This window comes from Pseudomonas sp. UBA5666 (assembly GCF_002420785.1).
Classification (GTDB): Bacteria; Pseudomonadota; Gammaproteobacteria; order Pseudomonadales; family Pseudomonadaceae; genus Aquipseudomonas; species Aquipseudomonas fulva.
In genome coordinates, this window is the sequence record NZ_DIIQ01000006.1 from 1 (window position 1) to 14,677 (window position 14,677).

The 14,677-nt window shown below is 63.9% G+C and carries 11 protein-coding genes; 3 read left to right on the plus strand and 8 right to left on the minus strand.

Annotated elements, in window-relative coordinates; all coding sequences use genetic code 11:
- Positions 1–111 precede the first annotated feature (111 nt).
- Positions 112–423, minus strand: coding sequence for an NGG1p interacting factor 3 protein, NIF3 (locus B2Y33_RS04050; protein ID WP_027913812.1), 312 nt, complete (start codon positions 421–423; stop codon positions 112–114).
- Positions 424–426: 3 nt separating this feature from the next.
- Positions 427–4,326 (minus strand): phosphoribosylformylglycinamidine synthase, encoded by a 3,900-nt coding sequence (purL, locus tag B2Y33_RS04055; protein WP_288632769.1) that lies wholly within the window; start codon positions 4,324–4,326, stop codon positions 427–429.
- Positions 4,327–4,680: 354 nt separating this feature from the next.
- On the opposite strand from purL, the gene mltF reads away from it, so the two are divergent.
- Positions 4,681–6,138 (plus strand): membrane-bound lytic murein transglycosylase MltF, encoded by a 1,458-nt coding sequence (gene mltF, locus B2Y33_RS04060; protein WP_028687083.1) that lies wholly within the window; start codon positions 4,681–4,683, stop codon positions 6,136–6,138.
- Between the two features lie 9 nt (positions 6,139–6,147).
- On the opposite strand, the gene tadA is transcribed toward mltF, so the two are convergent.
- The 6 genes from tadA to B2Y33_RS04090 all read right to left on the minus strand — a co-directional run bounded on the left by tadA (position 6,148) and on the right by B2Y33_RS04090 (position 11,373).
- Positions 6,148–6,627 carry a tRNA adenosine(34) deaminase TadA gene (tadA, locus tag B2Y33_RS04065; protein WP_023533384.1) on the minus strand — a complete coding sequence of 160 codons (480 nt, stop codon included), beginning with the start codon at positions 6,625–6,627 and terminating at the stop codon, positions 6,148–6,150.
- Positions 6,627–8,009, minus strand: a complete 1,383-nt coding sequence (locus B2Y33_RS04070) for a multicopper oxidase family protein (protein WP_028687082.1) — start codon at positions 8,007–8,009, stop codon at positions 6,627–6,629. The genes tadA and B2Y33_RS04070 overlap by 1 nt, the downstream gene beginning before the upstream one ends.
- Before the next feature lie 102 nt (positions 8,010–8,111).
- Entirely contained in the window at positions 8,112–9,596 is a 1,485-nt protein-coding gene (locus B2Y33_RS04075) for a M48 family metallopeptidase (protein WP_033694924.1), read from the minus strand.
- Positions 9,593–10,270, minus strand: coding sequence for a hypothetical protein (locus B2Y33_RS04080; RefSeq protein WP_027913807.1), 678 nt, complete (start codon positions 10,268–10,270; stop codon positions 9,593–9,595). Before B2Y33_RS04080 ends, B2Y33_RS04075 begins: the two co-directional genes overlap by 4 nt.
- Positions 10,263–10,922 (minus strand): hypothetical protein, encoded by a 660-nt coding sequence (locus B2Y33_RS04085; protein ID WP_027913806.1) that lies wholly within the window; start codon positions 10,920–10,922, stop codon positions 10,263–10,265. Before B2Y33_RS04085 ends, B2Y33_RS04080 begins: the two co-directional genes overlap by 8 nt.
- A gap of 16 nt (positions 10,923–10,938) precedes the next feature.
- Positions 10,939–11,373 carry a hypothetical protein gene (locus tag B2Y33_RS04090; RefSeq protein WP_027913805.1) on the minus strand — a complete coding sequence of 145 codons (435 nt, stop codon included), beginning with the start codon at positions 11,371–11,373 and terminating at the stop codon, positions 10,939–10,941.
- 176 nt (positions 11,374–11,549) lie between these two features.
- Between B2Y33_RS04090 and B2Y33_RS04095 the strand changes: the two genes are divergently transcribed.
- Both B2Y33_RS04095 and B2Y33_RS04100 read left to right on the plus strand, forming a co-directional pair.
- Entirely contained in the window at positions 11,550–12,497 is a 948-nt protein-coding gene (locus B2Y33_RS04095) for a helix-turn-helix transcriptional regulator (protein WP_128610233.1), read from the plus strand.
- 188 nt (positions 12,498–12,685) lie between these two features.
- A complete protein-coding gene (locus B2Y33_RS04100; RefSeq protein WP_033694923.1) occupies positions 12,686–14,632 on the plus strand; it encodes a putative bifunctional diguanylate cyclase/phosphodiesterase in 1,947 nt (648 codons plus the stop codon).
- Positions 14,633–14,677: the final 45 nt, after the last annotated feature.

The following is a 14,677-nucleotide window of genomic DNA, read 5'->3' on the forward strand; positions in this document are numbered from 1 at the left end:
AGAACTTAGAACTTAGAACTTCCACATCATCAGGCAGGATATCGAAACCCATCAAAACTCCCGACCCAACCTGTAAGAGGCTAACTCACCCCTCACCCACCACGACGAGCATTAAAAGTCCACCAACCGATAAACCTCATAGGCCGGCGTCTCATACGGATGACTCTGCTTGAGCGCAGCAACAACCTGACGAATCAGGTCATCGCCCACCACAAGCTCTACCCTCCACTCCTCCACCACCTCGACCTGACCCGCCCGCCCAAGAAACGGCGAACTGCCGTCCAATGGACGAAACTGGCCCTGGCCCAAGGTCTGCCAAGCACAGTGGTCATAATCACCCATGTGCCCACCACCTGCGGCGAACACAGCAGCCTTGACCACCTCCACATGGCTGGCAGGGACGAAGAAGGCGAGCTTGTACACGCCTTAGTTCACCCACACCCGCGCATTGCGGAACATACGCATCAGCGCCGCATCTTCCTGCCACTCATCCGGGCGCCACGAGTTCTGCACGGCACGGAACACACGCTCCGGGTGCGGCATCATGATGGTCACGCGGCCGTCGCGGCTGGTGAGCCCCGTGATACCGCGTGGCGAGCCGTTGGGGTTGGCCGGGTAGGCCTCGGTGACCTTGCCGTGGTTGTCCACGTAACGCAGCGCCACGCAACCGGACACATCGGCCTCCAGCAAGGCCTCTTCACTGGCGAACTCGGCATGGCCCTCGCCGTGGGCGATGGCGATCGGCATGCGCGAGCCGGCCATGCCCTGCAGGAAGATCGAGTTGGACTTCTGCACCTCGACCATGGCCACCCGCGCCTCGAACTGCTCGGAGCGGTTACGCACGAAGTGCGGCCAGTACTCGGTGCCCGGAATCAGCTCGTGCAGGTTGGACATCATCTGGCAACCGTTGCACACCCCCAGGGCGAAGCTGTCGTTACGCTCGAAGAACGCCTGGAAGGCATCACGCGCACGGCTGTTGAGCAGGGCCGACTTGGCCCAGCCCTCGCCTGCACCCAACACGTCGCCGTAGGAGAAGCCGCCACATGCGACCAAGCCCTTGAAGGCCTCGAAGTCCACGCGACCAGCAAGGATGTCGCTCATGTGCACGTCGATGGCCGCGAAACCGGCACGGTCGAAGGCAGCCGCCATTTCGACCTGGCCGTTGACGCCCTGCTCACGCAGGATGGCCACTTGCGGGCGCACGCCTTTCTTGATGTAGGGCGCGGCGATGTCGTCGTTGACATCAAAGCCCAACTTGACCGACAGCCCTGGGTTGTCTTCTTCGAGCAGCAGGTCGAATTCCTGATCCGCGCAATCGGCGTTGTCGCGCAGGCGCTGGATCTGGTAGCTGGTCTCAGCCCACTGGCGCTGAAGCATGCGGCGGTCGTCATCGAACAGCACTTCGCCGTTCAGGCTGATGGAGACTTCGGCGTTGTTGACCGGCTTGCCGATCACCGCCACGCACTGCTCACCCAAGCCAGCGGCGCTGAACTGGACCAGTACGTCCGGGGTAGCGTCCTGACGCACCTGAATGACCGCGCCCAGCTCTTCGTTGAACAGGATGGCCGGGATGTCGGCCTTGCTGTCGGTCAGCGGATCGAGGTGCAAGTCCAGACCGCAGTGACCCGCGAAGGCCATTTCCAGCACGGTGGCGAAGAGGCCGCCGTCGGAGCGGTCATGGTAGGCCAGCAGGTGGCCGTCGGCATTCAGGCCCTGGATGACGGCGAAGAACGCCTTGAGGTCTTCGGCATCGTCCACATCCGGCGCCTGGGCACCGAGCTTGCCGTAGGTCTGCGCCAGGATCGACGCGCCCATGCGGTTCTTGCCACGGCCCAGGTCGATCAGGATCAGGTCCGTCTCGCCCTTGTCCATGCGCAATTGCGGGGTCAGGGTGCCGCGGATGTCGGTAACCGGCGCAAAGCCGCTGACGATCAGCGACATCGGCGAGGTCACGCTCTTGTCCACGCCGTCCTCGCTCCACTTGGTTTTCATCGACATGGAGTCTTTGCCGACCGGAATCGTCAGGCCCAGCTCTGGGCACAGCTCCATGCCCACAGCCTTGACGGTGTCGTACAAGCGGGCGTCTTCGCCCGGGTGGCCGGCGGCCGACATCCAGTTGGCCGACAGCTTGATGTCGGACAGTTTGTCGATACGCGCGCCGGCCATGTTGGTCAGGACCTCGCCGATGGCCATGCGCCCGGAAGCCGGGGCATCGAGCAGGGCCAGCGGGGTACGCTCGCCCATGGCCATGGCTTCACCGGTGTACACGTCGAAGCTGGTGGCGGTGACGGCACAGTCAGCCACCGGCACCTGCCAGGGGCCGACCATCTGGTCGCGCGCCACAAGGCCGGTGATGGTGCGGTCGCCAATGGTGATCAGGAAGCTCTTGCTGGCAACGGCCGGGTGGTTCAGCACGCGCTGCGCAGCGCTGTCCAGGTCCAGGGTGCTCGGATCGAAGTCGTCGCCCAACTCGGCTTCGCGGCTGACCGAGCGGTGCATGCGCGGCGGTTTGCCGAGCAGCACGTCCAGCGGCATGTCGACCGGCGTGTTGCCAAAGTGGCTGTCGGTCACAGTCAGGTGCGGCTCGGCAGTCGCCTCGCCGACGACTGCGAACGGGCAGCGCTCGCGCTCGCAGATGGCCTGAAAGCGCTCGAAGTCCTCGGCGCTGACTGCCAGTACATAGCGTTCCTGGGATTCGTTGCTCCAGATTTCGTGCGGGGCCATGCCCGGCTCGTCATTGGGCACGTTGCGCAGCTCGAAGCGGCCACCGCGACCGCCGTCGTTCACCAGTTCAGGGAACGCATTGGAGATACCGCCCGCCCCCACGTCGTGGATGAAGGCGATGGGGTTGTGTTCACCCAACTGCCAGCAACGGTCGATGACCTCCTGGCAACGGCGCTCCATCTCGGGGTTTTCGCGCTGCACCGAGGCGAAGTCGAGGTCGGCCGAGCTGGCGCCGGTGGCCACCGACGAAGCGGCGCCGCCACCCAGGCCGATCAGCATGGCCGGACCGCCCAACACGATCAGCTTGGCACCGACGGTGATCTCGCCCTTCTGCACGTGATCTTCGCGGATGTTGCCCATGCCGCCGGCCAGCATGATCGGCTTGTGGTAACCGCGCACTTCTTCGCCGTGCGGGGTGTTGATGGACTGCTCGAAGGTACGGAAGTAGCCGGTCAGGGCCGGACGCCCGAACTCGTTGTTGAAGGCAGCGCCGCCCAGCGGGCCTTCGACCATGATGTCGAGGGCGTCGACGATGCGGCCAGGCTTGCCGTAGTCCTGCTCCCAGGGCTGCTCGAAGCCTGGGATGCGCAGGTTGGACACGGTGAAGCCGGTGAGGCCGGCCTTGGGCTTGGCGCCACGGCCGGTGGCACCTTCGTCACGGATTTCGCCGCCAGAACCGGTCGATGCCCCGGAGAAGGGAGCGATGGCGGTCGGGTGGTTGTGGGTTTCCACCTTCATCAGAATGTGTACCGGCTCCTGCACCGCACCATACTGGCGGGTTTCAGGGTTCGGGTAGAAACGACCAGCAACGTTGCCGACGATGACCGAAGCGTTGTCCTTGTACGCCGACAGCACACCTTCGCTGTGCATCTGGTAGGTGTTCTTGATCATGCCGAACAGGCTCTTGTCCTGCGCCTGGCCGTCGATGTCCCAACTGGCGTTGAAGATCTTGTGGCGACAGTGCTCGGAGTTGGCCTGGGCGAACATCATCAGTTCGATGTCGTTGGGGTTGCGCTTGAGGCCCTGGAACGCGGTGACCAGGTAGTCCACCTCGTCCTCGGCCAATGCCAGGCCGAGGTCGATGTTGGCCTGGGCCAGAGCGTCGCGGCCACCGGCGAGGATGTCCACTGACGTCATGGGCCTTGGCTGGGCGTGGCTGAACATGTCGGCGGCCTGCTCAAGCTGGCCCAGCACGCGCTGGGTCATGCGGTCGTGCAACTGCGCCGACACCTGCTCGGCCTCGGCGTCGCTGAGGTCACCGGCAACGTAGTACGCAATGCCGCGCTCCAGGCGCTGGATCGACTGCAGGCCGCAGTTGTGGGCGATGTCGCTGGCCTTGCTGGCCCAGGGCGAAATGGTGCCCAGGCGCGGTACGACCAGGAACAGGCGACCGGCGGGCTCCTGCACCGGTACGCTCGGGCCGTACTTGAGCAGACGGCCCAGCACCTGCTGCTGGTCGGCGGTCAGCTCGCCGTCGGTATCGGCGAAGTGGGCAAATTCGGCATACAAACCAGTAACAGCGGGGACTTTCTGGCTCAGTTGCTCGAGTAACTTACCGTGGCGAAAGGCAGAAAGGGCAGGAGCGCCGCGCAGGATCAACATCGTCGGGACAGCCTCAGAAGGGGTGTGCTTGGAGGCCGTGCATTCTAGCCTAATTCGTTGGCTTGCGGCACCCGCTGTAGCGCATGGCTGCCGGGCGGCGGAACCGGACCGGCGGGTCAAAATTTCCGGGGGTTCTACCACTTGTCAGGGGCCGTGTTGGCAGCTCATCGGCAGCGCCTGCCCGGGCTGGCAAAAGGGGGGGCGATCGCTCTGATGCAGGGCCTGCACCCTGTACCAGACCATGAACGCAGCGCTGGACGGTGCGCACGAGTGACAAACCCCAGTAAGCGCTATCAGACAAGCTAGCCGTTGTCGAGATATGGCACGGCCAGTCCTTTGCGTATACTGCAACCTATGTTCACCCACACTGCTTTGCGCCAGCGTTGCGCCAGATGGCTTTTCGCAACCGGACTCTTTCTGCTGCTTGGTGGCTGCGTTGAAAAACCCAGTACCCTCGAGCGCGTGAAGGAGGACGGTGTGCTGCGCGTGATCACCCGCAACAGCCCGGCCACCTATTTCCAGGATCGCAACGGTGAGACCGGCTTCGAGTACGAACTGGTCAAGCATTTTGCCGATGACCTGGGCGTGAAGCTGGAAATCGAGACCGCCGACAACCTCGACGAACTGTTCGACGACCTTGGCAAGCCGTCCGGCCCGGTGCTGGCAGCCGCCGGCCTTGTCAGCAGCGAACGGCGCCAGGTCCAGGCGAAGTTTTCTCACCCCTACCTTGAGGTGACGCCTCAGGTCATCTACCGCAATGGCCGCTCGCGCCCGACCAGCGCCCAAGGCTTGGTCGGCAAGAAGATCATGGTGCTCAAGGGCAGCAGCCATGCCGATCAGCTGGCCGAGCTGAAAAAACAGTACCCGGGCCTGCAATACGAAGAGTCCGATGCCGTGGAGGTGGTCGACCTGCTGCGCATGGTCGACGAAGGGCAGATCGACCTTACCCTGGTCGACTCCAACGAACTGGCCATGAACCAGGTGTACTTCCCTAATGTGCGCGTGGCCTTCGACCTGGGCGAGTCTCGTGACCAGCGCTGGGCCGTCGCCGCAGGCGAGGACAACAGCCTGTTGAACGAGGTGAACGAATTCCTCGACAAGTCCCAGAAGAATGGCACCCTGCAGCGCCTGAAGGACCGCTATTACGGGCATGTCGACGTACTGGGCTATGTGGGCGCCTACACCTTCGCCCAGCACCTGCAGCAACGTTTGCCCAAGTACGAAAAGCATTTCAAGAGCTATGCCAAGGTCGAGCAGGTGGACTGGCGCCTGTTGGCCGCCATCGGCTACCAGGAATCCATGTGGCAGCCGGAGGTCACCTCCAAGACCGGCGTGCGTGGCTTGATGATGCTGACCCAGCGCACCGCCCAGGCCATGGGGGTTTCCAACCGCCTGGACCCCAAGCAGAGCATCAAGGGTGGCGCCAAGTACTTCATGAAGATCAAGGCCGAGCTGGACGACAGCATCCAGGAGCCCGACCGCACCTGGTTCGCGCTGGCCGCCTACAACGTCGGCAGCGGCCACCTGGAAGATGCGCGCACCCTGGCCAAGCGCGAAAAGCTCAACCCCAACAAGTGGCTGGATGTGAAGAAGATGCTACCGCGCCTGGCGCAGAAGCAATGGTACCGCCAGACCAAGTACGGCTATGCGCGGGGCGGCGAACCGGTGCACTTCGTCGCCAACATCCGCCGCTACTACGACATTCTCACCTGGGTTACCCAGCCTCAGCTCGAAGGCCAGGTGGCCGAGGGCGACCTGCATGTACCGGGTGTGAACAAGGCTAAACCGGCAGAGCAATCAGCGCCGTTGTAGCCGGTCCCGTCACGGCTTGGCCCGGCGAGCCTTGAAGAAGTCACTGAGCACTTGCCCGCACGCTTCGGCCATCACGCCCCCCTCCACCAGCACACGGTGGTTCAGGAAGCCTTGCCCGAAGAACTGGCCCTGGCTCTGCACGATCCCGGCCTTGGGTTCCAGTGCGCCGAAGACCACGCGCATCACCCGCGAATGCACGATCAAGCCGGCGCACATGCTGCACGGCTCCAAGGTCACGTACAGCGTGCTACCCGGCAGGCGGTAGTTGCCGACCGCCCGCGCGGCGGCGCGGATCGCCACCATCTCGGCATGGGCGCTGGGGTCGCTGTCGGTGATCGGGCGGTTGAAGCCCTGGCCGATGACCTGGCCGTCCTGCACCAGCACAGCGCCCACCGGCACCTCGCCCAGCTGGGCGCCCTCGGCGGCCAACGCCAACGCCATGCGCATGTAGGTCTGGTCATGGCTACGGTCGATGATCTGCGGTCGCATCAGACCACCGCGATCGCGGCCATCAGGCCGGTTTCCATGTGGTCGATGACGTGGCAGTGGAACATCCAGGTGCCCGGGTTATCGGCGACCAGCGCAACCTGGGCGCGCTCGTTCTTGCCCAGCAGGTAGGTGTCGGTGAACCACGGCTCCTTGATGTCATGCCGGTTGGAACCAATCACCTTGAAGCTCATGCCGTGCAAGTGGATGGGGTGCTGGTACTGGGTCATGTTCTTCAATTCGAAAATGTAGCTCTTGCCCTTGGTCAGCGTCGCGATCGGGCGATCGGCGCAGGTCTTGTCGGTGATGTCCCAGGCCTGACCGTTGATCTGCCACAGGCTCGGCGGCTTGCCCTGGTCGGTGCCGACCGACACCTTGCCTGCCCACTCGAAGTTGAAGTTGAGCTTTTCGGCGTTTTCCAGGTCCGGCTCGGCGATGGGGTTGGGCGGCAGCGCCGCTGGCCAGTCGCTGGGCGCATCCGGGTTGGCCACCGCGCGCAGGGTGCCCAGGCGCACGAAGCCATCGCGAAGGGAGATCTCTTCGCCGGCCTCGGGAATGCGGATCGCCAGGCAAATGCGCATGCCAGGCCCCAGCCAGTAGTCATCCTCCAATGGCCGGGGGGTGACGGGGTTGCCATCGAGCGCGTAGATCCGCGCTTCGCAGTTGCCCTTGAGGTTGATGCGGTACGTCCAGGTGTTGTCCAGATTCAGCAGGCGCACGCGCACCACCTGCCCTGCCGGCAGCTCGGTCACGGCATCGGCTTGGCCGTTGATGGTGATCAGCCGCCCTGCCGTCCCATTGCGCGCCGCCTCGCGCGGGACGCTGAACGGCATCCAGCCCCCCTGCTCGTCCACATGCCAGGTCTTGAGGTTGAGCGTGCGCTCATGCTTGAAACCGGTGGGTTCGCGCTCCTCGACGATCAGCGGGCCCACCAGGCCCCGGCCCAGCTCTTCGGAGCTGCTGACATGGGGGTGGTACCAGTAGCTGCCGGCATCGGGCACCCGGAACTTGTAGTCGAAATACTCCCCTGGCTTGACTGGCAATTGCGACACATACGGCACGCCATCCATTTCCAGCGGCAAGCGGATGCCATGCCAGTGGATGGTGGTCTCGATCGGCAGGTGGTTGATGAAGCGCACGCGCAGCCAGGTACCCTGCCGCACGCGCAGCTCGGTCCCAGGGGCACTGGGCCCGAACGCCCAGGCTTGAGTCGTGTGTCCAGGGACCAGTTCGACGTCAAGGGGCGCTGCGATCAGCTCGTAGTCATGGCCGGCATTGTCATCTTCGACCTTGCCCAGCCAGTACCGCGCGGCGCCCCCCGCGCCCAGGCCAACCACAACCAGGCCGGTCAGGCCCTTGAGCATTTGTCGACGGGTGAAGGACATCGCAGCGGGTACCTCGTGTTCGGCACAAACAGTTCACCAGCAGGCGCTGATGAGGAAGGGCGAATACGATACACCTGCGAATGGGAAAGATTAAGTGAAGGATCAATCCGATGTGTCCTGGGCGCGCTCAATCGGCTTGAGCGCGCGCCCCGTGCACAGTCGGCCGAACCAGTGGCGCTCCTCGACGCCCGGTGCCCGGGTAGCGGCGAACAGCAGCGCCGGGTCGGGCGCAACACCCAACGCCTGCAGGCGGGAAGCGGCTGCAGGGTGAGTGTCGAAGGGGTGCGCCATGGCGGCACCCAGCACCTCGTCGCCCACCTGCAGCGGGTGATGCTCAAGGTAGCCAGGCAGGGCTCGATCGATACCTTGTCCACCGCACGTCGCCAGCACCGTATCGACCGCAGGCTGCAGCGCAATGATGCGCAGCAAGGTCTGCGCAAACAGCCGTTGTCCGCCGACTGCAGCGCCTGCCTGGTCCGCCAGCAGCTCTTGCGACCGCCCCCAGTGCAGCACCGCACGCTGAAAATGATGCAGGAACTGCCAGGCCATCCACAGCGTCGGGCGTTGCGTCCAGGGCGCGGGCTCGTCATGGCCGACCAGCGCCGAGAAATGAGCACGCATCATGCTGAACTGTGCGTTGGTCTGGCTGGCGCGTTCGGTGTCCTGATGCCGGAAATGGCCCAGCTCGTGTCCAATGACCGCACCCGCTTCTGCCTGGCTGAGCATACCCAGGTAAGGCAGCGGCAAGTACAGCGTGCGCCCCGCCAGCGGCAAGCCTGCAGGCTGAAGCAGAATCGGCACGCTGGTGACGAAAAAGCCCTGATCGAGGCCAACCACGATGTTGTCGGGGACCGGTGCCTGAAGCTGCGCCGCCAGGCCCTCGACCCAGCGCCATACCCCCGGTGCACTGTCCCGATCAAGCGCTCTGCCCAGAAAGGACGTGCCTTGATCGAGCACGAGCGGCCAGCGTCGATGCAACCGCCTGGCCAGTTGCAGGCAGACCAGCACGCACGAAGCCAGCGGCAACACGATGAACAGCACCGTCAACCCACCCTCGGCCACCCGGCTGGTCGCAACGCTCAGCTCGTACAGCAAGGCAAGGCTCAATGCGGCAGCCAGCAAGCCCAGATGCAGTACCAGCCACTTGCCCAGGGCACGCCAACGCTGGGTCATGTGCTGCTGCAGGAACTCAGATGAGCGCAGCGCCCGCCAGGCGTCCAGTCTGAGCCTGAGCCACGCCCCGGCCGCAGTGAGCAGGGCCAGAACCGCCAGCAGGCCGCTCGTGACTGCCAGGACCTTGCGCAGAGACTGCCCGCCAAGGCCCGCCTCATAGCGGTCCACTTCACGCTGAAACCGCTCACGTCGGTCTGCCTGGGGCAGGTATGGGTTACGCTCGGCCTTGGGCAGGGCCTGCAAGAGCGTGTCGCTTGGCGTATCCAGCCACTGGCGCATCACCTGAGCCTGCGCCTGTGCCACCTCGAGGCGCCAGAGTTGCACCTGGCTCCACCCCAGTACCAGCAGCGGCAACAGCAGCAGGGCCAAGCCCCAGCCCAGGCGCCTGAGCAGCCGTATGGCCCCGTTGCTCATGGCCCAGCCCGCCGCAGGGCATCACCCTGGCGAGCCACGGCCGGGAACAACTGTGCCAAGGTACGCCTGGCCTGTGCTGCCTGCAGGTAGGGGTAAAGCACGTCCACCAGTTCTGCCAGCGTGAGCCTGCGCCCGGTCAGGGTGAAGTTACAGGCCCACACCTTGAGCCGCAGGCCACCGGCAATCAGCTGGGCATCAGGGGCTGCCAGCGCTTTGAAACTCGAGGCCTTGAGCACAGGTGCAGCACCGAACGCGGCAAGGCTGAACACCAGGTGCGTACTCAGCCGCCGTTGTTCGACATCGAAGCCCTCGAACGCTTCCCATGGTACTGGGGCCAAGGCGTTGGCGAAGCCGACCGTGTCACGGGTCACCGCCAGTGCGCACTGCCCATGGCGCTGATACAGCGCCCAGGCGCAAACCAGGGCCACCAGCCCGATGCCGGCCAGCCCTGCACCGAATGCCCATAGCAACACCACCACCGCGGTGGAGGTCTGCGGGCCGAAGACCATCGGCAAGCTCGCGAGCCAGCCACCGAGCCCAAGTGCCACCAGCCCGATGATTGCACACGCAAGTGCCTTGCCCAGCGAGTGCTCGCGCAGCTCGAACGACTCATCGGGCCCGACGGCATGGACCTGCAGGTAGGCCAGGTCGTCATTGGCGCCGGAGTTATCCATTGGCCTGCAGCAGCTCGAGCTGACGCTGAGCGTGGGCGGCATCGCAGTAGGCCGTCAGCACGGCCAGCACTTCTTCGTTGGACAGCTTGCGTCCGTTCTGCGCCAGCCCAGCCGACATGATACGGATCTGGGGGCGCGGCTTTTTCAGGACCATGGCCTGGTTACCGAAGAACTGCAGCCTCGCCACTCGGTGGGTAGGCAGTGCAGCATCGCTGCTCATCTCCAGCGTCTGCATCATCACCAGCCCTTCATCCTTGACCGAGATGTCCTGCACTTGGGCCAGGTCCACTGGCGCGTCCAACGTGTCGACGAACAGTTGACGGCGTGTCAGGCGCATGAACACCTGGGTACCGGCGTTGCGGTGCTGCCAGGTCACAACAGCGGCGATGAGCACGATGAAGGCGGTGGCCACGATCGGCCCGGTGCGCTGCATGCTGATGCCGATTCCGAACAGAATCAGGGCACCGACCAGCCATACAGGCCCCCACACGCGGTAACGGCGAGAGTTGGTGAATTCGCTCTGCTCCGGCACGCGCTCGATCACTTGCCGAAGCTCGGCGACCACGCGCTCGCGCTGGGCCGTGCGCGACTGGTCGTACTCATTGCCCAGCGAGCCGGACAGGTCGGCCAATGGATCGGTATGTTCGCTCATGATCGATGCCCCTCGATTATTTCTTGGCGGCCAGGTAATCGGTCAGGAACGCCTCGGCGTTGCCCTGATGCGACAAACCTTCCGAGTAACCGACCTGGCGCGGTTGCGCCTCGCCGGGCAGGTACAGCTCGCCCCCCCACATGCCCTGGATGATCAGCACGACGAATTTCTTGCCGTCGACGTCGGTCCAGTAGCGGGTATCCTTGGCGGTTTTCTCGACGTGCATTTTCTGGATGCGCATATCCCAGTCGTGATCGACGCCTTCCACCTGCACCAGCGCCTCGTTGGCCGCGCGATCGCCAATGCGCAGCGTCCACACCTTGGCCCCTTCAGTGCCCAGGTAGGCGACGACGTTCTTGGCCACGTCCGGGCGGTCCTCGGCCTGGGCTTGACCGATACACAGGGTGAGCGCGGCAACCAGCAAGGCAGCCCATTTCCGATAAGCGAACATGATTTTGTTTCCTGATCTGCAACAAAACGCGTATTGAAGGACTCAATAGCCAGGCTGCCAACCCAGTTGCCCGTTCATCACAACAAACAGCCGGTTGGTCACAACGACTATTGTCGAAAATGTGCGCGCGTTACCATTTCCGGTCGACGCTGCCCCCACCGAGAAACCGAGCCTGCATGCAATCGCTAACCCCCTACCTGGATACCGCCTTCTGTTTCGACAGCCCTGGCTCCCTGGCCCAGGCAGGCGTGCTGGATACGCGTGCCGCTCATGTGATGGGCAGTGCCACGGGGCACTATCGGGCACAGACCGTGCGCCAAGGCTTGCAGTACTTCGACTGCCACCTGCACTTTCCGGAGCCCCTGCGCATCGACAAGGTGCTGCCAGAGAGCCTGTGCATCGTGCAAGTGTTCGACGGCGCCTGGCAGCACAAGGTCGACGGCAGGCTGAACCAGTACGACACCGGTCGGCTGCACGTGCTTGGCCTGAGCGAGAGCCTCGAAGCCCAGGACCAGTTGCCGGTCGACAGCCATGCGCGCATGGCCGGCGTGCGCATTGCCGGTGACGCGTTGCGCGAACTGGCTCAGGACGATCCCCAGTTCCACCCACTGCTGGCCCTGCTGGCCGATGGCATGCAGTTCGACCAGTTGCCCCAGTCCCCCTCGCTGAGCCGCCTGTTCCAGCAGCTTTATCGCTCGCCCTACTGCGGGAGCTTGCGCCGCCTGCACTACGAAAGCCTGAGCCTGGGGATCGTGCTGGAGCTGGCCAGCCATCTGTCGAGCCAGGCCCCGACACCTGAGCTGCAGCAAGACCGTGGCCGCCGCGACCTGGCACTGGAAACGCGTCGGCTGCTGGACACCAGCCCCACTGCCCCGCCGTCCGTCGCCGCCCTGGCCAAACAGCTGAAAGTGAGCGAGACCACCCTGCGCCGGGCCTTCAGCCAGCAGTTTGGCTGTTCGATCCTGCAGTACATTCGCCAACAGCGCCTGGAGCTTGCACGCCTCCTGGTACTGGAACGCAAATGGCAAATCTCGCAGATCGCCTATCACATCGGCTATGCCAACCCGGCGAACTTCTGCCATGCCTACAAGGCCTATTTCGGCCACACCCCCGGCACGGAATAACCGGCGCTACTCACCGCGGCGTTGGCAGGCGGGAACGAAATCAAAGTGCCACCAGTCTGAACGATTGCAGCAACCAGAGGATCGGCCGATACGGTCCGTGAGAGCAGCGTCCCGCCCTGCTCGTTTCAAGCTGAAAAAGGGCAATCCGTTCGGTTTGTCACCTGGTTGTACTTTCAGAGCGTCGCCTGATGAAAAAAACACTACTCGGCCTGCGAGCTTTGATGTCCGTACCCAAGGACAACCCCGACCTGGTCAAGGCGCAATACATCGCGCTGTCGCGCCAGCTGCCCATGATGTACTTCATCCTGCTGATCAACACGCTGATGCTGGCGGGCACCCACTTCACGGTGGCGCCGCGCTGGCTGGTGGTGTACTGCCCGATGATCATGACGGTGTTCGGCCTGGTCCGAGGGATAGAGTGGGTACGTACCCGCAGGCGCGTGCGCAGCCCGGCCCAGATGGTCACGGCACTCAAACGCACCAACACGCTCGCACCCTTCGTTGCCGTGGCCTTCACGGCCTGGTCGCTGGCGCTGTTTCCCTATGGCGACAGCTACACCCGGGCGCATGTCGCCTTCTACATGGCCATCACCGTGATCGGCTGCATTTTCTGCATGATGCACCTGTTGCCAGCGGCCTTGGCCACTACCGCTGTGGTCAACACAGCGTTCGTGGTGTTTTTCGCCTCCACCTCCATCATCACGTTCATTGCCACCGCGCTCGATGTGCTGCTGGTATCGATCGCCATGCTGGTCATCCTCAAGGCGCAATACACCGACTTCACCCGGCTGGTGAACATGCAGGCGCAAACGGCCAGGCTCAGCGAGGAAAACCTGCAGCTGGCCAACGTGGACAGCCTGACCGGGCTTGCCAATCGCCGGCAGTTCTTCTCCCGGCTCGACACGCTGTTGACCCAAGCTGGTGACCAGGGCGCCCGCCTGGCCGTCGGGCTGATTGACCTGGATGGTTTCAAGCCAGTCAACGACCTGTATGGCCACAGTGTGGGCGACCGGCTGCTGTATCAGGTCGGTCAGCGCCTCAACGAGTTGCTCGACGACAGCGTGCACCTGAGCCGGCTGGGGGGCGACGAGTTCGGCCTGATCACTACCCAGGCCCTGGATGACGAGCAGCTACGCGCCTTTGGCGAGAAGGTCTGCACGCGCATGCGCGAGCCATTCGTACTGGTGGACATCCCCATTCAGATCAGTGCGTCGCTGGGCATCGCCACCTTTCCGGATCAGGCATCGTCAGCCACGCAAGTGTACGAATATGCCGACTACGCGCTGTACCAGAGCAAGCGTCATCGCCCTGGCACGGCGTGCCTGTTCAGCACTGCCCATCGTCAGCAACTCAATCGACAAGGGCTGACCGAGCAGGCCCTGCGCAGGGCGGACCTTGATCGCGAGTTTCACATGGTGTTCCAACCCATCGTGGATATCCGCAGCGAGCGAACCGTTGCGTTCGAGGCACTGGCGCGCTGGGAAAGCCCGGAACTGGGTAATGTGCCACCCAGTGATTTCATCCCGATCGCCGAGCGCATCGGCATGGTCAATCGCCTCACGCTGCCCCTGCTGACCAAGGCACTGGACACGGCCGCCAGTTGGCCTGCAGGCATGCGCCTGTCTTTCAACCTGTCTACCCATGACTGTGGCTCGGAAGAGGCCGCCCAGCAGATCGTGGCGTTGATCAGGAGCAGCCGGTTCGACCCTGCGTACCTGGACCTGGAAATCACCGAAACCGCAGCCATCCAGGACCTGCCACAAGCCCAGCGCGCCATCAGCCGCCTGCGTGAATTGGGCTGCGGCATTTCCCTGGACGACTTTGGCACCGGCTACTCCAGCCTCAGCCAGATCCATGCGTTGTCGCTGACCAAGCTGAAGGTGGACCGCACCTTCGTCACCGGCATCCAGCTCAACCCGGCCAGCTTGAAAATCGTCAAGTCGCTGATTGCCCTGTGTCAGGACATGCAACTGGAGTGCATCGTCGAAGGCGTGGAGACTGCGGCAGAACTCAACACCCTGAAGACCCTGGGCTGCACCTGGGCACAAGGCTACCTGTTCTCCAGGCCGATGCGCCCCAACGAGATCGGGGCGTGGCTTGAGGCCGAGCAATGGGTCAAGGTGAAGGCGATCTGACAGGCCGCTTTTTCGGCCGTGACAGCCTGCCGGTGTGAGCGCGCT